Source organism: Streptomyces sp. NPDC090994, assembly GCF_044768905.1.
In the GTDB taxonomy this organism is placed as follows: Bacteria; Actinomycetota; Actinomycetes; order Streptomycetales; family Streptomycetaceae; genus Streptomyces.
The window spans coordinates 26,167-49,533 of sequence record NZ_JBIVWS010000015.1 but is presented as its reverse complement, the minus strand read 5'-3'; the positions used below and the strand labels follow the sequence as shown (position 1 = coordinate 49,533).

Sequence of the window (23,367 nt, the reverse complement as noted above, 5' to 3'; positions counted from 1 at the left end):
GGTTACGTCCGGCGGTCAAGCACGTTGTGGGTAAAGAGTGGGGGTTGTGTGCCCGTCGGCGCCGTCGGCCCTCACCGGTTCGGGCCAAATCGCCGTTCCGAACGTCAACTGGTGCACGACGTATTGACGTTGGCTACTCGTCGGTTCTAGAACTTCCCCTGTTTCCCGGATCCGTGGCGCCGGATCCGTTCCCGCGGCACCCGTCCGCGTTCCCGGACAGCCCGGCTCATCGCGAGGCACCGCCCCACGCCCCGTCGTGCCGTCGCGGCTGCTCCCGCACGAGCGGCCCGCCCCGCCCCCGTGGCGCGGCGCGGTCGCCCGCCTCTCGGTCCGTCACGTACGGAGAAGGCGTCACGGACCGATGACGGCGGCGGGACGCTCCACGCGCGTCCCGCCGTCCCGCTCCACGCGCCCCGGCACGTGCTCGGCACCCGCTCCACAACGCGCTCACTCGCTCCACCACGCGCACCGGCACACGCACCGGCGCGCTCTCCGACACGTGCTCTCGCGGACGGTCCAGGCATGACGCACGCCGCACCACCGCACTACCGCACCACCGCGCGATGCACCACCGCACGACGCACGACGCACCACGGCACGCCGCACCACGCACCACCCCACGACGCACCACGCACAGCCGCACCACGTACCACGCACCACGCACCACCGCACGATGCGCCACCGCACCTCCCCACCCAGGTCACGACGTTCCCCCGATCCGGAGAAAGAGGTACCCGCATGCGTAAGCGCACCCTCCTGGCCCTCACCGCGGCCGTCGCCGCGCTGTCCGTTCCCACGGCCTTCACCGCCGTCGCCGCCGACACCACCGGCGCGGCCGCGGCCTCCGTGCTCACCACCGGTTCCGTCGGCGGTACGGCCGTCGCGGTGGGGGAGACCCTCACCGCCCCGCTGGCGAGCGGCACCAACGCCACCTTCTACTCCAGCGCCACCGGCACATCCGGCCTCTCCTGCACGTCCTCGCAGTTCGCCGCCACCGTCACCGGCAACCCGACCGCCCCCGGCACGGCCACCGAGTCGGTCACCGCCCACACCTTCGCCGCCGCCAGCTGCACCACCAACGTCACCGGTGTGCTCGGCGTCAACCAGATCAGCCTCGGCAACCTGCCCTACACCGCCACCGTCGCCTCCGACGGCACCCTCACCGTGACCCCGCCGAGCGGCTCCACCATCCGGGCCACGGTCGCCCTGCGCACCCTGCTGGGCACCATCAACTGCGTCTACGAGGCACCCTCCCTGTCCGGCACCGCGAGCAACGGCGACAACGGCATCCACTTCAACGACCAGCACTTCACCAAGGTCTCCGGCTCGGCGCTCTGCTTCGCCAACGGCTACTTCACGGCCGACTACGCCCCGGTGACGACGTCCGGCGGCGGGACGGTCTTCGTCAACTGACCCGACCCGTCCGAGCACGGTCACGCGGCACGCGCGCGTGCGGGCCGGCCGGCGGCGCCGGAGTCCTTCCCCGGGGCACCGGCCGGCCCGCGACCTCGCCAAACAGGCTGATGACAAGGTGAGTTATTGTCTGCTGCGGGTCAGAACACACGGCATGGCCCGTTCGGTTCCAGCCCAGGAGTGTTCCACCGATGGCGAGGCAGTTACGCGCCGAGCAGACCCGCGCGACGATCATCGCGGCCGCCGCCGACCTGTTCGACCGCCAGGGCTACGAGTCGACCAGCCTGAGCGACATCGTGCAGCACGCGCGCGTGACCAAAGGCGCGCTGTACTTCCACTTCGCGGCCAAGGACGACCTCGCCCAGGCCATCATGGAGTTACAGTCCAGGACCTCGCGCCGGATGGCCCGGGAGATGGACGGCCGGGGCTACTCCTCCCTCGAAGCCCTGATGCGGCTGACCTTCGGCGTCACCCGGCTCTCCGTCGAGGGCCCGGTGCTGCGGGCCGGACTGCGGCTCGCCACCGCGGGCGTGCCGGTACGCCCGCCCCTGCGGCACCCCTTCACCGAGTGGCTGGAGCTGGCCTCCACGCGGCTGGTCGGCGCGGTCGAGGAGTCCGACCTCCACCCGGACATCGATGTCGAGGCCGTCGCCCACAGCTTCGTCTGCTCCTTCGTCGGCACCCGCGTCGTGGGCCGCACCCTGGAACCCGTCACCCGCCAGCCCCGCCGGGTCGCCGAGATGTGGCGCCTGCTGATCCGGGCGCTGGTGCCGGTGACCCGCCGCCCGCATTACGCCCGCCTCGCGGTACGCCTGGAGCGGGAGCCGAGCCCCCTGTGACCGCCGCGCTACGGTGAGCCGCATGCCCGACACCCCGTCGCCGTCGCCGTCGCCTTCGCCTTCGCCTTCGCCTTCCCCGTCCGCCCCGCCGCCTGTGTTGCTCGCCGACGAACCCGGCTCCTTCCCGCACTCCGTGCTGGCCGAGCGGCACCCCGCGATCATCCGGCAGGTGCGCGAGAACCTCCCCTACGGCCCCGACCGCCGCCGCGCGCTCGACGCCCTGCTGGACAACTGCCTGCGGGGCGGCATCGAACCCCCGGACGCCGGCACCGACGCCGACGACCACGACCGGTGGGCGGCCTGGGGGCTGGGGGAGTACACCGGCCGCTCCTGGTTCCAGGTGCCGTGGCTGTGGTCGGAGAGCTACTTCTACCGCCGGCTCCTCGACGCGACCGGCTGGTTCGGTCCCGGTCCCTGGCGCGGCGTCGACCCCTTCCGCCCGGTCAAGCTCGCCGAACTCGGCGCCCCGGAGACGGACGAGGAACTCGCCGCGCTCGACGGCCTCACCGGGCTCCCGGCGCAGCGGCGGGCCGACGCCCTGCTGCACGGCTCCCTCTGGGGCAACCGCGCCGACCTGGGCTTCCGCCTCTCCGCCCCGGCGACGGGGTCCGGCGCCGACGCCCCGCCCCTGGTCGCCGACGACAGCGCGCGCCTGTGGGCCCTGCTGCCGCCCTCCGCCCCCGGAGCGGGCGGTGCCTCCGCGGCGGGCGGCACCGGCACCCTGTGCCTGGTCGCCGACAACGCCGGCCGGGAACTCGTCCCCGACCTCCTCCTCATCGACCACCTCCTCACCCACGGCCACGTCACCCGCGCGGTGCTCCACGTGAAGCCGTACCCGTACTACGTCTCCGACGCCACGCCCGCCGACGTGCTGGACGCGGTACGGCGGCTGACCGGCGCGCGGGGCGCCGCCGCCGGGTACGGACGCCGGCTGTGGGACGCGCTGACCGACGGCCGCCTCACCGTCCGCGCCCACCCCTTCTCCTGCGCCCCGCTGCCGTACTCCGACATGCCCGACGACCTGCGCGCCGAGTTCGCCGCCGCGACGCTCACCGTCTTCAAGGGCGACCTGAACTACCGGCGGCTGGTCGGCGACCGGCGGTGGCCGCCGACCACGCCGTTCGCCGACGTCACCGCGTACTTCCCCGGCCCGGTGGCCGCGCTGCGCACCCTGAAGTCCGACGTGATCACCGGCCTGGCCCCCGAGACGGAGGCCGCGCTCGTCGCCGCGGAGGGGCAACGGTGGCGCACGAGCGGGACGCATGCGCTGATCCAGGTGTCGACGGTCACTACTGGACCGTGAGCGGCCGGAGTTCCGTGATCCGCCGTGATTCACGCGATGGTGTGATCATGTGCCACCCCGAGGATGCCCCCGAAAGGCCGTGGGTAGGGCCCGGCCATGACGCAGCAGCCCTTCGAACTCCCGCACTTCTACCTGCCGCATCCCGCACGGCTGAACCGCCATGTCGACGAGGCGCGCGCCCACTCGACGCGGTGGGCGCGCGACATGGGCATGCTGGAAGGCTCCGGAGTCTGGGACCAGGCCGACCTGGAAGCCCATGACTACGGCCTGCTCTGCGCCTACACGCACCCCGACTGCGACGGACCCGCCCTCTCCCTGATCACCGACTGGTACGTGTGGGTGTTCTTCTTCGACGACCACTTCCTGGAGAAGTACAAGCGCACCCAGGACCGCGTCGCCGGCAAGGCCCACCTGGACCGGCTCCCGCTGTTCATGCCGCTCGACCTCGCCGCCGAGGTCCCCGAGCCGGAGAACCCGGTCGAGGCCGGTCTCATCGACCTGTGGCGGCGCACGGTGCCCGCGATGTCGGCCGACTGGCGCCGCCGCTTCGCCGTCGCCACCGAGCACCTGCTGAACGAGTCGCTGTGGGAGCTGTCCAACATCAACGAGGGGCGGATCGCCAACCCCGTCGAGTACATCGAGATGCGCCGCAAGGTGGGCGGCGCCCCCTGGTCGGCCGGACTGGTGGAGTACGCCACCGCCGAGGTGCCGCCCGCGGTCGCCGGGACCAGGCCGCTCAGGGTGCTGATGGAGACCTTCTCCGACGGCGTCCACCTGCGCAACGACCTCTTCTCCTACCAGCGCGAGGTCGAGGACGAGGGTGAACTGAGCAACGGCGTCCTGGTCCTGGAGACCTTCTTCGGCTGCACCACCCAGGAGGCCGCCGACATCGTCAACGACGTCCTCACCTCCCGGCTGCACCAGTTCGAGCACACCGCGTTCACGGAAGTCCCGGCGGTGGCCCTGGAACAGGGCCTCACCCCGCCCGAGGTCGCCGCCGTCGCCGCCTACACCAAGGGACTCCAGGACTGGCAGTCCGGCGGCCACGAGTGGCACATGCGCTCCAGCCGCTACATGAACGAGAACGCCCGGGCCACCACCGCCCCCTGGGCGTCCCCGACCGGCCCCGGCACCTCCGCCGCCGACGTCGCCGCCCTGCTCGCCGCCGCCGGGGCCGAGCGCATGCGGCCCCACACGCACGTGCCGTTCCAGCGGGTCGGCCCGTCCCGCATCCCCGACATCTACATGCCCTTCCCGCTCACCCTCAGCCCCGCCCTGGACGGCTCCCGGCGCCATCTGTCCGAGTGGACGCTGCGGATGGGCATGCTCAGCGAGGGCGTGTGGGACGAGGACAAGCTGCTGAGCTGCGACCTGCCCCTGTGCGCCGCGGGCCTCGACCCGGACGCCACCCAGGACCAGCTCGACCTGGCCTCCGGCTGGCTGGCGTTCGGTACCTACGGCGACGACTACTACCCGCTGGTCTACGGGCACCGCCGCGACCTGGCCGCCGCCCGGCTGACCACGGCCCGCCTGTCGGCGTGCATGCCGCTGGACGGCGAGCCGGTCCCGCCGCCCGCCAACGCCATGGAGCGCTCGCTGATCGACCTGTGGGCGCGCACCACGGCCGGCATGACCCCGCGGCAGCGGCGCCCCCTGAGGGAGGCCATCGACAAGATGACCGCCGCCTGGGTGTGGGAGCTGACCAACCAGATCCACCACCGCGTCCCCGACCCTGTGGACTACCTGGAGATGCGGCGCGACACCTTCGGGTCCGACCTCACGCTCGGCCTGTGCCGGGCCGGCCACGGGCCCGCCGTACCGCCGGAGGTCTACCGCAGCGGCCCGGTCCGCTCCCTGGAGAACGCGGCGATGGACTACGCCTGCCTGCTCAACGACATCTTCTCGTACCAGAAGGAGATCGAGTACGAGGGCGAGATGCACAACGCCATCCTCGTCGTGCAGAACTTCTTCGGCATCGACTACCCGACCGCGCTCCACGTCGTCCACGACCTGATGACCCAGCGCATGCGCCAGTTCGAGCACGTGGTCGCGCACGAACTCCCCATCGTCTACGACGACTTCCAGCTCTCCGAAGAGGCACGCGAGATCATGCGCGGCTATGTCACCGACCTGCAGAACTGGATGGCGGGCATCCTCAACTGGCACCAGCAGGTCCCCCGTTACAAAGCCGAGTACCTGGCCGGACGCAGCCACCTCTTCCTCCCGGACCGGGCCCCGGCGGTGCCCGTGCTCCATTGATCCACATCTTTCCGTGCAGAACGGGTCTTTCCGGGAACTCCGGGGCCGCGTCGGGCGTCTTCCTCAGTGAGGTACACGGGCAACACGAGGTGAACAGAGAGCAGAACACGGGGGTGTTCGACCTTGTCCGAAATCACCACGGTCACCACGGTCACCACGACCGACGCGATCACCGAGAACACCGAGAGGGCGACCGAACTGACGCCGTACGCGGCGCCGTTGACCGTCCCGCCCGTCCTGCGCCCGGCGTCCGGTGACGTCCTGCGCGAGACGGAGATCGCCCTGCGCCCGACCTGGGTGCGCCTGCACCCGCAACTGCCGCCGACCCTGATGTGGGGGTACGACGGACAGGTGCCGGGCCCGACCATCGAGGTGCGGCGCGGACAGCGCGTCCGCATCGCGTGGACCAACCGCGTCCCGAAGGAGAGCGAGTACCCGGTCACCTCCGTCGAGGTGCCGGTACGCGCCCCGGGCATGCCGCCCGCCACCACCGAGCCCGGCCGCGAGGGCGTGGAGCCCGACAAGGACGTCGCGGCCCTCCCGGCCTGGTCGGTGACCCATCTGCACGGCGCCCAGACCGGCGGCGGCAACGACGGCTGGGCGGACAACGCCGTGGGCTTCGGCGACGCCCAGCTCTCCGAATACCCGAACGACCACCAGGCGGTGCAGTGGTGGTACCACGACCACGCCATGAACATCACGCGGTGGAACGTGATGACGGGCCTGTACGGCACCTACCTCGTCCGTGACGACGAGGAGGACGCCCTCCGCCTTCCCCGCGGCGAGCGGGAGATCCCGCTGCTGCTGGCCGACCGGAACCTGGACACCGACGAGGACGGCCGCCTCAACGGACGGCTGCTGCACAAGACGGTGATCGTCCAGCAGAGCAACCCGGAGACGGGCAAGCCGGTCACCATCCCCTTCACCGGCCCGTACACCACGGTCAACGGCCGCATCTGGCCGTACGCCGAGGTGGACGACGGCTGGTACCGGTTCCGGCTGGTCAACGCGTCCAACGCCCGCATCTACGACCTCGTCCTGATCGACGAGGACGACCGTCCGGTGCCGGGCATCGTCCATCAGATCGGCAGCGACGGCGGCTTGCTGCCGCGCCCCGTCCCGGTCTTCGGCGAGGAACTGCCGACGCTGGTCGCGGCCCCGGCCGAGCGGTTCGACCTGCTCGTCGACTTCCGCGGACTGGCCGGCCGCAGGCTCCGCCTGGTCAACAAGGGGCCGAACCAGCCGGCGGGCGTACCCGACCCGGAGGGTGACGTGCGGTACCCGGCGGTCATGGAGTTCCGCGTCGGCAAGGGCGCCGAGCCCGACACCTTCGAGGTTCCCGAGGTGCTCTCCGGTTCCTTCCGGCGGCTCACCCACGCCATCGGCCACGGCCACCGGCTGGTCGTGCTCACCCCGCCCGGCACCAAGGGCTCCGGCGGACACCCGGAGATGTGGGAGATGACGGAGGTGAAGGACCCGGGCGGCATCCAGGTCCCCACCGAGGGCGTCATCCAGATCATCGGCCCGGACGACACCACGCCCCGCACCTACCGGCGCACGGCCCGGACGTTCAACGACGCCCTCGGCTACACCATCGCCGAGGGCAGCCACGAACAGTGGAGCTTCCTCAACCTGGCGCCGATCGTCCACCCCATGCACATCCACCTGGCCGACTTCCAGCTCCTGGGCCGGGACGCCTACGACGTCTCCGGCTTCGACCCGGCCATCGGCGGCACCCGCACCCCGATCCGGTACGACGCGGGCACGACGATCGTGCCCGCGCCCAACGAACTGGGCCACAAGGACACCTACCGGGTGCCCGGCGACCAGATGCTGCGGATCATGGGCCGGTTCGACGGGGCCTACGGCCGGTTCATGTACCACTGCCATCTGCTGGAGCACGAGGACATGGGCATGATGCGGCCCTTCGTCGTGATGCCGCCCGAGGCGCTGAAGTTCGACCACGGCGGCGCCCACGGCGGTCATGGAGAGGGGGCCACGGGCTGAGCCCCGCCCCGGACCACGGGGCCTACCGCTTCTGACCGCCGGTCAGTCTCACTCGTTCGTGGCTCGTCGCCCGACGGGGGCCCGGGTAGAGCTCCTGTCGGAGGCGATCGATGGAACAGACAGTGTTGCGTCCCAAGCCGATGCCGGGCCGGGACCCCGGAGCCGCTGCCGAGCAGGCTCCCGCCCGGCCCCCGCAGCCGCCGCGCCGGCGTCGGCGCCGGCTGGTCACCGTGGTGTGCGGTGCGCTGGCCGGGGCGGTGCTGGTGCTGGCCGGGGCGGGGATCGGGGCGATGGGCACCACGGTGGCGGGCATGAGCGAGTTCGCCGAACTGCGGCAGCGGGGCGGGAGCCCGGACGCGGTGACCCTCCGGGGCGGCCCGCCCTCGGCCCACCCCCGGTCCGCCGCGCCGTCCACCCCGGCGTCCGCCACCTCGCCGTCCGCCGCCCCGCCGACCGCCGGTGCGACGCTCGGCGTGGCCGCGGTGGACGACGACGGGCCCGGTGCCCTGGTCGTCGACGTCCAGACACCCGGCCCGGGACACGCGGCCGGCCTGGTCCGCGGCGACCTCCTGCTGGTCTTCGGCACGACCCGGGTCGACTCCGCCGCCGACCTGGCCCGAGCCGTCGCCCGCGCCCGGCCCGGCGTGCGGGTGAAGGTGACGGTCCGTCGGGTGAGCGGCGGCTACGAGCAGCTGACCGTGGTGCCGGGCGTCGTGACCTGACCACCGGGCCGGTTGCCCGGCAGGGGACGGCGGCTGAGAACCGTTCGCCGGTCCGCGAGGGCGGCGTGCGGGAGGGGCGGGCCGCGGCCCCCGTAACCGGCTCGCGCCGCCCTTCCGCTCCGGGCAGGATGCTGCCGTGGCCCCTTCGCCCGCACAGGGAGGTCGGATGACCGGCAGTACGCCCGTTCCGTTCACCACAGGCGACTACCGGGCGCGCCTGGAGCGCGCCGCGCGGGCGGCGGCCGACGCCGGTCTGGCGGGGCTGCTGGTGGCGCCCGGACCGGACCTCGTCTGGCTCACCGGCTACACGCCCACCGCGATCACCGAGCGGCTCACCCTGCTGGTGCTCGCCCCCGGGCAGGACCCCGTCCTCGTCGTCCCGACGCTGGAGGCCGCCGACGCGCGCAAGGCACCCGGCGCGCCCGCCCTGACCCTGCGCGACTGGACCGACGGAACGGACCCCTACGCCGTCACCGCCGCCCTCCTGGACGGTTCGGGACGGTTCGGCGTCAGCGACAACGCCTGGGCCATGCACCTCCTGGGGCTCCAGCGCACCCTGCCCGGCACCTCCTACGCCGCCCTCACCGAGGCGCTGCCGATGCTGCGCGCCGTCAAGGACACGGCGGAACTGGACCTGCTCGCCGCCGCCGGCGCGGCGGCCGACGCCACGTTCGAGGAGATCCGCGGCGTCCCCTTCCGAGGCCGCCGGGAGGCGGACGTGGCCGCGGACCTCGACAGGCTGCTCCGCGAGCACGGGCACACGGTGGTGGACTTCACCATCGTCGCCTCCGGGCCCAACGGAGCCGACCCGCACCACGAGGCTGGCGAGCGGATCATCGAGGACGGCGACATGGTCGTCCTCGACTTCGGCGGCCTGCTGGGCGGCTACGGCTCCGACACCTCCCGCACGGTCCACGTCGGCCCGCCCACGGACGAGGAACGCCGGATCCACGACATCGTGCGCGAGGCCCAGGAGGCGGGGTTCCGCGCGGTGCGGCCCGGGGTCGCCTGCCAGGAGGTCGACCGGGCCGCCCGCGCGGTGATCGAGAAGGCCGGTTACGGCGCGTACTTCATCCACCGCACCGGGCACGGCATCGGCGTCACCACGCACGAACCGCCGTACATGATCGAAGGCGAACGGCAGCACCTCGTGCCCGGGATGTGCTTCTCCGTCGAACCGGGCATCTATCTCCCCGGCCGTTTCGGGGTACGCATCGAGGACATCGTGACGGTGACGGAGGAGGGCGGCCGGCGCCTGAACGACACCGAGCGGGGGCTGGTCATCGTGGACTGACCGGCCCCCACCGGCCCCACTGTCCCCGCACGTCTCCGGAAGACAACGGCGCGACCATGACCCAGGCACCCAGTCCCACCGCGGAGACCGTCCGCCCACTGGCCCGTTCCCTGCTCGGTGAGGGCCGGGCCGGGCCGGCGGACGGGCCCGACGTCCGGCCGGTCGACCCGGGCACCGGCACGGGAACGGCCTGGTGGGTCGGCACCCGCCATGTGCTGCGGCTCGCGCCCGACCGCGAGGCCGCCGTCCGTCGGCACCGTGAGCTGCGGCTGCGGGACCTGGTCCGGCCGCACGTCCCCGTCGCCGTACCGGTGAGCGTGGCGCGGGGGGAGTGGGCGCCGGGACTGCCCTGCACGCTGGACACCAGGGTGCCCGGCGGCACGGCCGACGAGCACGAGGTGTCCGCGGTCGGCGAGACCGACCTGGCGGGGCTGCTCGGCGGGCTGCGCGAGGTGCCCGTCCGCCGGGCGGAGAGCGTCGGTGTGCCGCGGACCTCCCCGCGCTCGCTGGAGGCGCTGCGCCGGGCCGCCGAGCGTGCCGCCGCCCGCCTGGCCGAGGCCGGCGAGTTCGATGCCGCCCGCCTGGCCCAGCTCACCCCGGCGGCCACCGCGCAGCTCGCCGCCCAGTCCGGCGCCGCGGTCCTGGTCCACCGCCGGCTCACCGCCGACCACCTCGTCGTCGGCGCCGACGGCCGGGTGCGCGGGGTGCTGGGCTGGACCGGCGTGGCCGTCGGCGACCCCGCCGAGGACATCGCCTCGCTCGCGCTCGCCGTGGGTTCGCCCGCCGCCGTCCGCGCGGCCACCCTGGCCGGCTACGGCGCCCGTCCCTGTCTGCGCGGCCTGTGGCTGGCCCGCTGCGACGGCGTCCTGCACTGCGCCGAGGCCCTCACCGGCCCCGCCGCCGAGCCACCGCTGCTCCTCACCGACCGCCTGCACCGCGCCTGGGAGCCGATCCTCCTGGAGCGCGTCACTGAACTCCGCGAGGACACCACCACCGACGGCCCGGACACGGACGCCACCGGGCCCTGACGCCCTGACGCCCTGACGTCCTGCCGCCCTGGACACGGACGCCACCAGCCCCCGAGCCCCGGACACCGATCGCCCGCGCTACGTGGCGTTACTACGCGCTACCACGCGCTACTACGCACTGCCTCGCGCGACCGACGCGCTGCCTCGCGCGACCGACGCGCTACCTCGCGCGACCGACGCGCGCCGTTCCCCTCCCCGGAGCCGGTCGCCCCTACTCCTGCACCAGCACCACCGCCGACTCCCCGGGCACCCGGAGCACCCCCTCCGCCCCCGGCGCCTCGACCGGCTCCCAGGCGGCCAGCACCCGCGCCGGACGGCCGCCCAGCGGGATCGCCGCCTCCTCGGCGCCGAGGTTGACGGCGACCCGGATGTCCCCGCGCCGGAACGCGAGCCAGCGCGCCCCGCCGTCGTAGGCGACCTTCGTGCCGGTGAGGGCGGGGTCGGTGAGGTCGGGACGTTCCCGGCGCAGGGCGATGAGCCGGCGGTACCAGTCCAGTACGCGCGCGTGCGGCTCGCGTTCCGGCTCCGACCAGTCGAGGCAGGAGCGGTCGCGGGTGGCCGGGTCCTGCGGATCCGGAACGTCCTCCTCCTTCCAGCCGTGCGCGGCGAACTCCCGCCGCCTGCCCCGCCGTACCGCCTCCGCCAGCTCGGGATCGGTGTGGTCGGTGAAGTACTGCCAGGGCGTCCCCGCCGCCCACTCCTCGCCCATGAACAGCATCGGGGTGAACGGCCCGGTCAGCGTCAGCGTCGCCGCGCAGGCCAGCAGGCCGGGGGAGACCAGGGCGGCGAGGCGGTCGCCCTGGGCGCGGTTGCCGACCTGGTCGTGGGTCTGGGCGTAGGACAGCAGCCGGTGCGCGGCGATCCGGGAGCGGTCCAGCCGGCGCCCATGGTGCCGGCCGCGGAAGCTGGAGTACGTGCCGTCGTGGAAGTAGCCGCCGGTCAGTGTCTTGGCGACGGCGGCGAGGGGGTCGCGCGCGAAGTCGGCGTAGTACCCCTGCGACTCGCCGGTCAGCGCGGCGTGCAGGGCGTGGTGGAAGTCGTCGTTCCACTGGGCGTGGACGCCCAGGCCGCCCGCCGCGCGCGGGGTGACGATCCGCGGGTCGTTGAGGTCGGTCTCGGCGATCAGGAACAGCGGCCGGCCGGTCTCCCCGGCCAGCGCGTCCACAGCCGTCGACAACTCCTCCAGGAAGTGGCACGCGCGCGTGTCGACCAGCGCGTGCACCGCGTCCAGGCGCAGCCCGTCGATCCGGTAGTCGCGCAGCCACGCCAGCGCGCTCCGGACGAAATAGTCCCGGACCTCGTCCGAGCCGGGCGCGTCCAGGTTCACGGCGACGCCCCAAGGAGTGTGGTGACGGTCGGTGAAGTACGGGCCGAAGGCGGGGAGGTGGTTGCCGGAGGGGCCCAGGTGGTTGTGGACCACGTCCAGGACGACGCCGAGACCCAGCCCGTGGGCCCGGTCGACAAACCGTTTCAGCGCCTCGGGGCCGCCGTACGGCTCGTGCACCGCCCACGGCGCGACCCCGTCGTACCCCCAGCCGCGCCGCCCCGGGAAGGGGCACAGCGGCATCAGCTCCACGTGGGTGACCCCGAGCCGCACCAAGTGGTCCAGCCGCTCGGCGGCGGCGTCGAGCGTGCCCTCGCGGGTGTACGTGCCCACGTGCAGCTCGTACAGGACGGCACCGGGCAGCGCGCGCCCGGACCAGTCGGCGCGCCACGCGTACCGCGCGTGGTCGACGACCGCGCTCAGCCCGTCCGGGCCGTCCGGCTGGCGCCGGGAGCGCGGATCGGGGAGCACGGGGCCGTCGTCCAGCGCGAAGCCGTACCGCGAGCCGTCCCGTGCCCGCGCCTCCCCCCGCCACCACCCCGCGCGCTCCGGATCGCGCTCCATCCCTCGCGCGACCCCGTCGCAGTGGAGCGTCACACGGTCGGCCTCAGGTGCCCACACCTCGAACTGCACGGACGGTTCCCCTTCGTCTGCTCACAGTGACGTAGCCCGTCCCATGGTCCTGCAAAGACGGCCGATCCGCCGTCGAACAGGCCGTTTCCACCGCAACCGCCGTCCGCTGTCGCCCCCCGCGGTCCGTCGTCGTCCGTCGGGACCGGTCGCGCGCGGACGGCGCACCGCCATTTCCTGGACACCCCGCGCGCGCTGACCGACAATCAGCTTCGTGACGTCGTCCTTCGAGTTCCCCACGCACCCCGCGCGGTTGTCCGACGCGGAGCGCGACAAGGCGCTGCGGTTGCTCCGCGACGGGGTCGCGATGGGGCGGCTGTCGCACGACACGTTCGTCCACCGCATGGAGCTCGCGCTCGCCGCCCGCCGCTCCGAGGAACTGGCCGCGCTCACCGCCGACCTGCACACGGAGGGCCGGGTGGCGCGCCTGGTGTTCGGCTCGGTGGAGGCGGTCTCCGGTTTCGGCGTACGGCTGCGGCGGGCCTGGCGGGCCGAGCGGCTGCCCAAGCTGTTGCTGCCCCACCCGGTCACCGGTCATCCGCTGCGCATAGGACGCGACCCGGGCAGCGGGCTGCGCCTGAACCACGAGACGGTCTCCCGGGTGCACGCCGAGCTGAGCCGCCAGGGCGGCATGTGGGTGCTGCGCGACCTGGGTTCGACCAACGGCACGAACGTGAACGGGCGGCGGGTCGTCGGCGCCGCCGTGGTCCGCGAGGGCGACCAGGTCGAGTTCGGCCGGATGGCGTTCCGGCTCTCCGCGCACTGAGCCGAGCGCGCCCCGGCCCGCGCGACCCGCGCGCCGTGTGCCATATGTCGCATGCCACGCCGTACGTCACGTCGTATGCCATGCCGTACGTCACGCCGTACGTCACGTCGTATGCCACGCCGTACGCACGCCGTGCGGCGGGGGCGCACGGCGCCGTTCCACCGCGCCCGAGGCGGTGTTGACGTACCCCGCGACTCGTGACTGACTGTGCGTACGCCGCACACGTCCGTGAACCGGCGGCACCCCATCGTGGAGGTGTGTGCCCTGCCGCCCCTCCCGCGCTACCCGACCGTCGACGAGCTGCGTGCCGGGGCCGCGGCGCTCGCCGCCCGGCACCCCGGCCGGGCCCGGCTGCGCCGCGTCGGCACCTCCCGCGCGGGGCAGCCGCTGTGGCTGCTCTCCCTCGGGCACGGTGACCGCCAGGCCCTCGTCGTCGCCGGACCGCACGCCAACGAGCCCGTCGGCGGCGCCACCGTCCTGCGCCTGGCCGCCCGGATACTCGGCGACGCCCGGCTCACCGAGGGCGCCGACGCCACCTGGAACCTGCTGCTCTGCCTCGACCCCGACGGCCTGCGCCGCAACGAGGGCTGGCTGTCCGGGCCGTACACCCTGGGCCGTTACGTCCGGCACTTCTTCCGGCCGTCCTTCATGGAACAGCCCGAGTGGCTGCCCGACGGCGCGGACCGCGCCGCGCTCCCCGAGACCCGCGCCCTGCTCGCCCTCCAGGACGAACTGCGGCCCTTCCTCCAGTGCTCCCTGCACGGCGCCGACGTCGGCGGCGGCTTCGCCGAGCTGACCCACGACCTGCCCGGCCTCGCCCGCCGCCTGGCCCACGCCGCGGTCCGCCTCGGCATACCCCGCGAACTGGGCTCCTACGACGCCCTGTACTGGCCGGTGCTGGGCCCGGCCGTCTACCGGATACCGCCGCCGCGCCGGGGCAGTCTGACCGCGGCGATCACCGAGGCCGCCGTCGACTCGACCTGGACCCACCCGCGGCGGTACGGCACCGTCACGGCCGTCGTCGAGGCACCGATGTGGGCGGTGGACGCCGTGGCCGACGGCTCGCCGCCCGCCGACCGGGACGCGGTGCTGCGCGCCGTCAGCGGCACCCTGCGCCGCGACACCCGGCTCCTGCACCGCCTGGTCGCCCGGCTCCGCCCGCACCTGCCCGCGACCGCGGACACCGCCCGCCTGCTGGCGCCGGTCGACGACTACCTGCTGGTCTGCCCCCGGCTCGCCGACGCCTGGGACCCCCAGGCCGACGACGGTTCGGGACGTGAGCTGCCGCCGCTGAGCACCGCGCACCTGGCCGCCCTGCGCATCGCCGGCCGGCGGCTCGCCCTGCGCACGGCCGGGCTGCTGCACCAGGCGGTGACGGTGTCCGGGCGCGACCCGGCCGATGTGCTGCCGGAGCTGGAACGGCTCGTCGACCGGTGGAGCGACGACTACCGGGACTGCTGCGCGGCGCGCTGGGTGCCGGTCGCGCGGCAGGCGGAGTTCCAGTCGCGGGTGGTGCTCGCCGCGTTCGACCTGGCGGGACGGCACATGTCCGCCGCCTCCCGTCCGGACGGTCCGGGCGACCCGGGCAGGGGGTCGCAGGCCGCCGTTCCGCTGCACCGGGAATGACGCGGACCACGGCAGGCACCGCAGCGACGTCCCGGCCCGCGCGGAACGGACGCGGCGCGTTGCGGGGCGGCGCGGGGCACAGGGCAGGGCGGCGCGGCGCGGTACGTTGCGGGGACGACTGGCGCCGTACGCGGAGACCTTCCGGCGCCTGCACGCCTGCACGCCTGCACGTCGGCCTCCGGACGGCACCCTCTGCACGTCGGCGGACGCGCGGGTGTGAGCCGCCCCCCGCGCCCGGTTACCGCTCCCCGCTCCCAAACCGGTCGCCGGCCGCACCCACCCGCTCCAGCAGCGCCACCGGCAGCCGCTCGAAGAGTTCCGCCACGCGCGCGTGCCCGCTGAACTCCCGCCCGGCGGTCAGCACGTCCGCCCACCGGCCGGGCGGCAGCGGCAGGCTCGTGTCCCGCCAGCCGCCCGCCTCGGCCAGCCGCAGGGACAGCCGGGTCACCGCGGTCAGCACCTCGCCGGAGCGGACGTACGCGGTGCAGTGGGCCGCCGCCGGCCCCTCGGCGGTGAGCGGCTCGTACGTCGCCGTGCCGCCGAAGGCACCGGGCCGCCGGACCCGCAGCGCCAGCGCGGCCCGGGTCACCGCCTCCTTCGCACCGAAGTCCCCGGAGTCCCCGGAGCCCCCGGAGCCCCCGCCCGGAAAGGCGACCGGCCGGCGGTTGTCCGGGTCCACCAGGGCCCGGTACTCGCGCTCGGTGCCCTGGTAGAGGTCCGGCACGCCCGGCATGGTCAGGTGCACCAGGGCGGTGCCGAGGACGTTGGCCAGGACGTGCGGTTCCAGCGCGTCGCGGAAGGCGGCGACCCGTTCGCCGGGCGCCCCGCACGGCCCGGCCGTGACGAACCGCGCCACCGCCTCCTCGTACGGCGGCTCCCGCTCGGTCCAGCTGGTGTACATGCCCGCCTCGCGCACGTGCTTCAGCAGCGCCTCCCGGACCCGCTCCCCGTCCGCCGGCCCGCCCAGCCCGAACACCGTCTGCCAGGCCGCCCACGCGAGCTGCCCGTCCGGCACCTCCTCGACGCCGTTCGCGGCCTGGTCCAGCACCTCCGCCCACCGCCCGGGACACTCGGTCAGCACGGCCAGCGCCGCCCGTACGTCGGCGCTGCGCTTGGTGTCGTGGGTGGAGACCACCGTGCCGGTCAGCGGCCAGTCGCGCTGCACGCGCGCGCAGTACGCGTGGAACACCCCGGGCGGCACCGCCGGCTGCCCGGGGTCGCCGCCGACCTCGTTCGCCGACAGCAGCGGCACATAGCGGTAGAAGGCGGTGTCCTCCACCGACTTGGCCCGCAGCGCCGAGGCGGTCTGCGCGAACCGCGTCCGCAGCTCCACCGCGTCCGGTCCGTCACCCGCCCGGCCGAGCAGCAGGTCCCGTACGACGTCGACCGCGCCGGCCTCCTCGGGCACCGCGAACGCCGACCGGGCCTCGGCCGCCGCCTCCTCGGTGACGACCCGCGCCGGGTCGGTCGAGGTGTAGGGGCGGTAGACCTCCATGCGGACCAGCAGCTCCTGGAGGGCCAGCCGCAGCGCCCAGGGCGCGCGGTCGCGCAGCGCGGGGTCGGGCGACGCCTCGCACACCCGGTGCGCCACGCGCGTGAGCCGGTTCATCTCGGTGGCCAGTTCGTGCGTGAGCACCTTGTACGCCGCCCGCCGCACGGTCGCCGCCCACTCGCCGCCCCGGTCGGTCTGCGGGGCCGCGAACCTCCGGTACGCGGCGACGAGTTCCCCATGCCCCGCCGGGTCCGTGAACAGCCCGTCCACGTGCCGCAGGGCGTCGTACCCGGTCGTCCCCGCCACCGGCCAGGCGTCCGGCAGGGGTTCCCCGTCGGCCAGGATCTTCTCCACGACCGTCCACCGTCCGCCGGTCGCCTCGTGCAGCCGCTCCAGGTAGGCGTCGGGGTCGGCGAGCCCGTCGGGGTGGTCGACGCGCAGCCCGTCCACCACGCCCTCGTGCAGCAGCCGCAGCACCGTGGCGTGCGTGGCCTCGAAGACCTCCGGGTCCTCCACGCGTACGCCGATCAGCTCGGAGATGCTGAAGAAGCGCCGGTAGTTCAGCTCGGTCCGGGCCAGCCGCCACCACACCGGGCGGTACCACTGGGCGTCCAGCAGTTGCGGCAGCGGCAGGCGGGCGGTGCCCTCCCGCAGCGGGAAGGCGTGGTCGTGGTAGCGCAGCACGTCGCCGTCGACCCGCAGCTGGTCCAGGACCTCGCCGACGGGAGCGCCCAGCACCGGGACCAGCACCTGTCCCCCCTGCGCCTCCCAGTCGATGTCGAACCACCGCGCGTACGGCGATTCCGGCCCCTCCCGCAGCACCTCCCACAGGGCGCGGTTGTGCCGCGGGGACATCGCCATGTGGTTCGGCACGATGTCCACCACCAGGCCCAGACCGTGCTCCCGCGCGGTGCGCGCGAGCTCCCGCAGCCCCTGCTCGCCGCCGAGTTCCTCGCGCACGCGCGCGTGGTCGACGACGTCGTACCCGTGCGCCGACCCCGGTACGGCCTCCAGGACCGGGGACAGGTGCAGATGGGATACGCCGAGCGAGGCCAGGTACGGCACGGCCGCCGCCGCGGCGCCGAACGGGAACGAGGGCTGGAGCTGGAGCCGGTACGTGGCCGTGGGGGCCCGGTCGGGTCGCTCAGGTGTCATGCAGAGCTACGTACCCGCCCCGCCGCCTTTCGTGTCACCGGCCCCCCACACAGGCGTACGCGTCCCTCACACGGGCCTCCTCAGCACCGCCAGGCTCCGGTCCACCAGGGACAGCCGGTCTCCGGCCTGCACCTTGCGGGCCTCGCCCGCGGACACCCCGTCCGGCAGGGCGGTGTCGACCACCACCTCCCACTGCCGGCCGTGGTCCACCGGAACGACGAAGTCCAGCCGCTTCGGCGAGGCGTTGAACATCAGCAGGAACGAGTCGTCCCCGATGCGCTCCCCGCGCGCCCCCGGCTCCGAGATCGCGTTGCCGTTCAGGAACACCGTCAGCGCCGAGGCCTGCGCCGAGTTCCAGTCCCGCTGGGTCATCTCCCGGCCCTCGGGGGTGAACCAGGCGATGTCCGACAGGTCGTCGTGGGTGCCCTCCACCGGGCGGCCGTGGAAGAAGCGGCGGCGCCGGAAGACCGGGTGGTCCTTGCGCAGCCACACCATCGCGCGCGTGAAGCGCAGCAGGTCGGGGTCCTCGTCGGGCCAGTCCACCCAGGCCAGCTCGTTGTCCTGGCAGTAGGCGTTGTTGTTGCCCCGCTGCGTGCGGGCGAACTCGTCGCCGTGGCTGATCATGGGCACGCCCTGGGAGAGCAGCAGCGTGGCGATGAAGTTCCGCATCTGCCGCTGCCGCAGCTCCCGCACCGCCGGGTCGTCGGTCTCGCCCTCGGCGCCGCAGTTCCAGGACCGGTTGTGGCTCTCGCCGTCCCGGTTGTCCTCGCCGTTGGCGTGGTTGTGCTTCTCGTTGTAGGCGACCAGGTCGTGCAGGGTGAAACCGTCGTGGCAGGTCACGAAGTTGATCGAGGCGAGGGGGCGGCGGCCGTCGTCCTGGTAGAGATCGGAGGAACCGGTCAGCCGGGACGCGAACTCCGCCAGGGTGCGCGGCTCGCCGCGCCACAGGTCCCGCACGGTGTCCCGGTACTTGCCGTTCCACTCGGTCCACAGCGGCGGGAAGTTGCCCACCTGGTAGCCGCCCTCGCCCACGTCCCACGGCTCGGCGATCAGCTTCACCTGGGAGACCACCGGGTCCTGCTGCACCAGGTCGAAGAAGGACGACAGCCGGTCCACCTCGTGGAACTGCCGCGCCAGGGTGGCCGCCAGGTCGAAGCGGAACCCGTCGACGTGCATCTCGGTGACCCAGTACCGCAGCGAGTCCATGATCATCTGGAGTACGTGCGGAGACCGCATGAGCAGGGAGTTCCCGGTGCCCGTGGTGTCCATGTAGTAGCGGGGGTCGTCGGTCAGCCGGTAGTACGACGGGTTGTCGATGCCCTTGAAGGAGAGCGTCGGACCCAGGTGGTTGCCCTCGGCGGTGTGGTTGTAGACGACGTCCAGGATCACCTCGATCCCGGCCTCGTGCAGCGCCTTGACCGCCGACTTGAACTCCAGCACCTGCTGGCCCCGGTCGCCCCAGGAGGCGTAGGCGTTGTGCGGGGCGAAGAAGCCGATCGTGTTGTAGCCCCAGTAGTTGTTCAGCCCCATGTCGACCAGGCGGTGGTCGTTGACGAACTGGTGCACCGGCATCAGCTCCAGCGCGGTGACGCCCAGTTCGGTGAGGTGTTCGATGATCGCCGGGTGCGCCAGGGCCGCGTAGGTGCCGCGCAGCTCCTCGGGCAGCCCCGGGTGGCGCATCGTCAGGCCCTTGACATGGGCCTCGTAGATCACCGTGTGGTGGTACTCCGTGCGCGGACGCCGGTCGTCGCCCCAGTCGAAGTACGGATTGACCACGACCGACGTCATCGTGTGCGGCGCCGAGTCCAGGTCGTTGCGCCGGTCCGGTTCGTCGAAGTGGTAGCCGTACACCTCCTCGCCCCACCGGACCGCGCCGCTGATCGCGCGCGCGTACGGGTCGAGGAGCAGTTTCGCGGAGTTGCAGCGCAGCCCGCGCTCCGGGGCGTACGGGCCGTGCACGCGGTAGCCGTACCGCTGCCCGGGCATCACGCCCGGCAGGTACGCGTGCCGCACGAACGCGTCGCTCTCCCGCAGTTCGACCGCCGTCTCCGAACCGTCGTCGTGCAGCAGACACAGCTCTACTCGGTCGGCGGCCTCCGAGAAGACCGCGAAGTTGGTGCCCGCGCCGTCGTACGTGGCACCGAGTGGATACGCCTCTCCAGGCCAGACCTGCATGGACACGACTCTTTCAGGTGTACGGCGCCGGTGGGGGCGCCTTGGCTCCGAGTCTCCCCGAAAGTGAGGAAAGCACTCAGGATCCGTGGCCGACTTTCCCTGGACCACAGGGGTTCCCTGGTCCGGCCGCCTGTCACGGCTATGAATCCGCTCACTCGGGCACCGCCGGACGCGCGGAACGAGCGGGGACGGGCGTCCAGTTGGTGAACGAGCCTGTGCATCAGGCTGCACCGCGCACCGCTCGCGGAGTACCCTTCCTTGATCGTTGAGACGGGCAGGTCGGGGGAGCGGAAGGCGGTGCGCGGGTGGGCTCGGGAGGGCTGGAGCTGCCCCCTGGTGACGAGGGTCACGAGGGTCACGAGGGGAGCTCCACGGACGTCCCGGCCGGTGCGGTGTCCCTGGCGCGGCCGATGAACGCGGGCGCGATCGGTCCGGAGCTGGAGTGGGACGCCGACGCCTGGCACGAGGTGCGCACCCGCGCCCAGCGGGCCGGCCGCGCCTACATCTGGCTGAACCTCGTCGAACAGCGGCTGAGGTCCGTCGTGGCCGCCGTACTGCGGCCGGTCTACGAACCGGTCCACGGCGGCGACGAATGGGTGGTCGCGGCCGCCGGACCGGCCGGCCAGGAGTGGGTGCAGCGCGCGGTCGCCGTCCGCGAGGTCAGCCGCCGCAAGGGCTATCTGCTCGACCCGGCCGACGACAACGTGCTCAGCTTCCTGACCCTGCCCCAGCTGCGCGAACTGATGGTCCAGCACTGGCCCTGCTTCGAGCCGTACCTGGACGACCGCCGGGACGTGGAGCTGGCCCTGGACGAGCTGGAGGTCACCCGCAACGTCGTCTCCCGCAACCGGGCGCTGTCCGAGGCGGTCCTGAACCAGGCCGAGCGGGCCGCGGCCCGGCTCCTGGAGATGCTCGGCGCGGGCGGCGACGTGCCCTCCGCCCGCCGCATGCCGGTGGACGCGGTCGAGGACCTGGTCGGCGACCGGTACGCCGACGTGGTCGCCGTGCACCCGGACCGGGTCCGGCTGCTGCGCCAGTTCCCGGCGGAGGACTTCTTCGGCGGCGCCCGCCGCCTCGACGCCATCGGCATCGGCCTCAACCTGCTCGTGCAGAACTTCTCCGGCCGCCGGCTGGTCCGCCTGGCCGAGGCGGGCGGCCGGGTGCGGCTGCTGTTCCTCAACCCGGCCTCCAGCGCCCTCAAGCGGCGCGAGCGCGAACTGGGCGTCAAGCGCGGCGAGCTGGGCCGGGCCGTGGAGACCAACATCCTGCACATGCGCCGGGTCCGCTCCCGGCTGCGCGACCCGGGGGCCTTCGAGATCCAGGTCTTCGACGAGACGCCCCGCTTCACCGCCTACCTCGTCGACGGCGACGGCGCCGACGGCGTCGCCGTCGTGCAGTCCTACCTGCGCCGCACCCGGGGGATGGAAGCTCCGGTCCTGGTCCTGCGGAACGGGCGGAACGGCGGCAAAGTCGTCAAGTCGGACCTCGCGGAAGAAGGCGGGCTTTTCCCCACCTATCGCGAGGAGTTCGAGCTGATGTGGGCGGATTCGCGGCCGGTTTCCTGACCCCTCCGCGGCCGCCGTCCCGGGCGCTGGCCGCCGGATTGTCAGTGGCCCGTGCGAAGGTGGAGGCCACTGGGGGAACGCACCGAGAAGGGGGGCCACCCATGGGCTGGCACCAGGAGTTGCTGGTCGGTTTCGACCTGGAGACGACCGGCACCGATCCGCGCGAGGCCCGCATCGTCACGGGCGCCGTGATCGAGGTCAGAGCCGGAGAGCCGCTGGGGCACCGGGAATGGCTGGCCGATCCCGGCATCGAGATCCCGGCGGGCGCGGTGGCCGTGCACGGCATCAGCACCGAGCGCGCCGCCGCCGAGGGCCGGCCCGCCGACCAGGTCGCGGACGCCATCGCGGACGTCCTCGTCGCCTACTGGAAGACGGGCGTCCCGGTCGTCGCCTACAACGCGGCCTTCGACCTCACCCTGCTCACCGCCGAACTGCGGCGCCACGCCCTGCCGTCCCTGCGCGACCGCCTCGGCGGCCCGGACCCCGCCCCCGTCATCGACCCGTACACCATCGACCGCTCCGTCGACCGCTACCGCCGCGGCAAGCGCAACCTGGAGGCGGTCTGCGCCGAGTACGGGGTGCCGCTCGACACCGCCCACGACGCCTCGGCCGACGCCCTCGCCGCGGCCCGCCTCGCCCGCGCGATAGCCGGCCGCCACCCCAAGGTCGCGGCCCTGACGCCGGCCGAGCTGCACCACCGGCAGATCGAGTGGTACGCCGAATGGGCGGCGGACTTCCAGAGCTTCCTGCGCCGCAAGGGCGACGCCACGGCCGTCATAGACGGCACGTGGCCGGTACGGGAGCCGGTGGACGAGCGGGTCTGAGCGCCGCGCGCCGTCGTCCGGACGCTGGCGGGCGCGGGGCAGCGCGCAAAGGGCCTCAGAAGGGATACCACCGCACCGTCGGGTCCCCGTCCCGCAGCGACGCCACCCGGCGTTCGAACTCGGCCAGCGCCTTCGGATTGCTCGGCGCCTGCTGCGCCACCCAGGCGCAACTGGCCGTCTCCCGGGCCCCGCGCAGCACCGCGCAGCCGTCCCAGTCGCGCACGTCCCAGCCGTAGGCGCCGGTGAACGCGTCGTACGCCTCGGCGGGCAGGCCGTAGCGGTCGCGGCTGAGGGCGAGCACCACCAGGTCGTGCTCGCGCAGGTCGCTGGAGAAGGTCTCCAGATCGACCAGGACGGGACCGTCCGGGCCGACGTGCACATTGCGGGGCAGCGCGTCACCGTGGATCGGGCCGGGCTCCAGCGCCGGGACGAGCGCGGCGGCGGCCGCCGCGAAGCCGTCGCGGCGCGCGCGCAGGAACTCCGCGTCGGCGGGGTCGATCGTGTCGCCCGCCAGCCGCAGCCAGCGTTCCACACCGCCCAGCAGCTCGCGGGGCGGCAGTCCGAAGGAAGGGGAAGGCAGTGCGTGCACGACCCGCAGCAGCGGAGCCAGGTCCCGGGGTTCGGCGGGCCGCACCGGTTCGGGCAGCCGGTGCCACACGGTCACCGGATGGCCCTCGACCGACAGCGCCTCGGGCACGGCGGCCCGGACCGCCGGCACCCCGGCCTCGGCCAGCCACAGCGCGACGGCCAGCTCCCGGCGCGCCCGGTCGAGCAGCCCGGCGTCGCGGCCCACCTTGACCACCAGAGGGCCGGCGGCGAACACGGCGTTCTCGCCCAGCGTGAGCAGCCGCGCGCCGGCCGCCGCGCCGGGCAGCACTCCCGCCGCGTCCAGTACCTCCCGCGCCCGTGCCTCGTCCATCGTCCGCCTCCGTGCTCCGAATCCCG

16 protein-coding genes are annotated in these 23,367 nt (G+C 73.7%); 12 read left to right on the top strand and 4 right to left on the bottom strand.

Annotation, left to right across the window (positions count from 1 at the left end; translation table 11 throughout):
- The first annotated feature begins 738 nt into the window (after positions 1–738).
- The 8 genes from ACIQR3_RS26585 (at position 739) to ACIQR3_RS26550 (ending at position 10,865) form a co-directional block, all read left to right on the top strand.
- Positions 739–1,413 (top strand): Tat pathway signal sequence domain protein, encoded by a 675-nt coding sequence (locus ACIQR3_RS26585; RefSeq protein ID WP_403543127.1) that lies wholly within the window; start codon positions 739–741, stop codon positions 1,411–1,413.
- Positions 1,414–1,604: 191 nt separating this feature from the next.
- Positions 1,605–2,252 carry a ScbR family autoregulator-binding transcription factor gene (locus tag ACIQR3_RS26580; RefSeq protein WP_403543125.1) on the top strand — a complete coding sequence of 216 codons (648 nt, stop codon included), beginning with the start codon at positions 1,605–1,607 and terminating at the stop codon, positions 2,250–2,252.
- A gap of 22 nt (positions 2,253–2,274) precedes the next feature.
- Entirely contained in the window at positions 2,275–3,555 is a 1,281-nt protein-coding gene (locus ACIQR3_RS26575; protein ID WP_403543123.1) for a damage-control phosphatase ARMT1 family protein, read from the top strand.
- Between the two features lie 96 nt (positions 3,556–3,651).
- Positions 3,652–5,814, top strand: a complete 2,163-nt coding sequence (cyc2, locus tag ACIQR3_RS26570) for a germacradienol/geosmin synthase Cyc2 (RefSeq protein ID WP_403543122.1) — start codon at positions 3,652–3,654, stop codon at positions 5,812–5,814.
- A gap of 132 nt (positions 5,815–5,946) precedes the next feature.
- Positions 5,947–7,821, top strand: a complete 1,875-nt coding sequence (phsA, locus tag ACIQR3_RS26565) for an O-aminophenol oxidase PhsA (protein WP_403543261.1) — start codon at positions 5,947–5,949, stop codon at positions 7,819–7,821.
- Between the two features lie 110 nt (positions 7,822–7,931).
- Positions 7,932–8,543, top strand: coding sequence for a PDZ domain-containing protein (locus tag ACIQR3_RS26560; RefSeq protein WP_403543120.1), 612 nt, complete (start codon positions 7,932–7,934; stop codon positions 8,541–8,543).
- A 166-nt stretch (positions 8,544–8,709) separates the two neighbouring features.
- A complete protein-coding gene (locus tag ACIQR3_RS26555; protein ID WP_403543119.1) occupies positions 8,710–9,837 on the top strand; it encodes an aminopeptidase P family protein in 1,128 nt (375 codons plus the stop codon).
- Between the two features lie 56 nt (positions 9,838–9,893).
- Positions 9,894–10,865, top strand: a complete 972-nt coding sequence (locus tag ACIQR3_RS26550) for an aminoglycoside phosphotransferase family protein (protein WP_403543117.1) — start codon at positions 9,894–9,896, stop codon at positions 10,863–10,865.
- Between the two features lie 211 nt (positions 10,866–11,076).
- On the opposite strand, the gene treZ is transcribed toward ACIQR3_RS26550, so the two are convergent.
- A complete protein-coding gene (gene treZ / locus ACIQR3_RS26545) occupies positions 11,077–12,822 on the bottom strand; it encodes a malto-oligosyltrehalose trehalohydrolase (protein ID WP_403543115.1) in 1,746 nt (581 codons plus the stop codon).
- A 211-nt stretch (positions 12,823–13,033) separates the two neighbouring features.
- Here treZ and ACIQR3_RS26540 point away from each other — a divergent pair, with 211 nt between their 5' ends.
- Together ACIQR3_RS26540 and ACIQR3_RS26535 are read left to right on the top strand one after the other, a co-directional pair.
- The gene (locus ACIQR3_RS26540) at positions 13,034–13,585 is read left to right on the top strand and encodes an FHA domain-containing protein (RefSeq protein ID WP_403543113.1); all 552 of its coding nucleotides are present in this window, start codon (positions 13,034–13,036) and stop codon (positions 13,583–13,585) included.
- A 249-nt stretch (positions 13,586–13,834) separates the two neighbouring features.
- Positions 13,835–15,211: a M14 family zinc carboxypeptidase gene (locus ACIQR3_RS26535; RefSeq protein ID WP_403543260.1), complete on the top strand. Its 1,377-nt coding sequence runs from the start codon at positions 13,835–13,837 to the stop codon at positions 15,209–15,211.
- A gap of 238 nt (positions 15,212–15,449) precedes the next feature.
- Here the strand turns inward: ACIQR3_RS26535 and treY are convergent, their stop codons facing one another.
- Both treY and glgX read right to left on the bottom strand, forming a co-directional pair.
- Complete coding sequence (treY, locus tag ACIQR3_RS26530) at positions 15,450–17,858, bottom strand: malto-oligosyltrehalose synthase (RefSeq protein WP_403543111.1); 2,409 nt, start codon at positions 17,856–17,858, stop codon at positions 15,450–15,452.
- Between the two features lie 66 nt (positions 17,859–17,924).
- Complete coding sequence (gene glgX / locus ACIQR3_RS26525; RefSeq protein ID WP_403543109.1) at positions 17,925–20,033, bottom strand: glycogen debranching protein GlgX; 2,109 nt, start codon at positions 20,031–20,033, stop codon at positions 17,925–17,927.
- A 305-nt stretch (positions 20,034–20,338) separates the two neighbouring features.
- Here glgX and ACIQR3_RS26520 point away from each other — a divergent pair, with 305 nt between their 5' ends.
- Together ACIQR3_RS26520 and ACIQR3_RS26515 are read left to right on the top strand one after the other, a co-directional pair.
- Entirely contained in the window at positions 20,339–21,598 is a 1,260-nt protein-coding gene (locus ACIQR3_RS26520) for an SAV2148 family HEPN domain-containing protein (protein WP_403543107.1), read from the top strand.
- A gap of 101 nt (positions 21,599–21,699) precedes the next feature.
- A complete protein-coding gene (locus ACIQR3_RS26515; RefSeq protein WP_403543105.1) occupies positions 21,700–22,422 on the top strand; it encodes a 3'-5' exonuclease in 723 nt (240 codons plus the stop codon).
- Between the two features lie 55 nt (positions 22,423–22,477).
- On the opposite strand, the gene ACIQR3_RS26510 is transcribed toward ACIQR3_RS26515, so the two are convergent.
- Positions 22,478–23,341, bottom strand: a complete 864-nt coding sequence (locus ACIQR3_RS26510; RefSeq protein WP_403543103.1) for a phosphotransferase enzyme family protein — start codon at positions 23,339–23,341, stop codon at positions 22,478–22,480.
- Positions 23,342–23,367: the final 26 nt, after the last annotated feature.

Coding starts and splice junctions, on each gene's coding strand:
- ACIQR3_RS26585 (WP_403543127.1), top strand. CDS start 739: ATGCGTAAGCGCACCCTCCTGGCCCTCACCGCGGCCGTCGCCGCGCTG.
- ACIQR3_RS26580 (WP_403543125.1), top strand. CDS start 1,605: ATGGCGAGGCAGTTACGCGCCGAGCAGACCCGCGCGACGATCATCGCG.
- ACIQR3_RS26575 (WP_403543123.1), top strand. CDS start 2,275: ATGCCCGACACCCCGTCGCCGTCGCCGTCGCCTTCGCCTTCGCCTTCG.
- cyc2 (WP_403543122.1), top strand. CDS start 3,652: ATGACGCAGCAGCCCTTCGAACTCCCGCACTTCTACCTGCCGCATCCC.
- ACIQR3_RS26560 (WP_403543120.1), top strand. CDS start 7,932: ATGGAACAGACAGTGTTGCGTCCCAAGCCGATGCCGGGCCGGGACCCC.
- ACIQR3_RS26555 (WP_403543119.1), top strand. CDS start 8,710: ATGACCGGCAGTACGCCCGTTCCGTTCACCACAGGCGACTACCGGGCG.
- ACIQR3_RS26550 (WP_403543117.1), top strand. CDS start 9,894: ATGACCCAGGCACCCAGTCCCACCGCGGAGACCGTCCGCCCACTGGCC.
- treY (WP_403543111.1), bottom strand. CDS start 17,858: ATGACACCTGAGCGACCCGACCGGGCCCCCACGGCCACGTACCGGCTC.
- glgX (WP_403543109.1), bottom strand. CDS start 20,033: ATGCAGGTCTGGCCTGGAGAGGCGTATCCACTCGGTGCCACGTACGAC.
- ACIQR3_RS26515 (WP_403543105.1), top strand. CDS start 21,700: ATGGGCTGGCACCAGGAGTTGCTGGTCGGTTTCGACCTGGAGACGACC.
- ACIQR3_RS26510 (WP_403543103.1), bottom strand. CDS start 23,341: ATGGACGAGGCACGGGCGCGGGAGGTACTGGACGCGGCGGGAGTGCTG.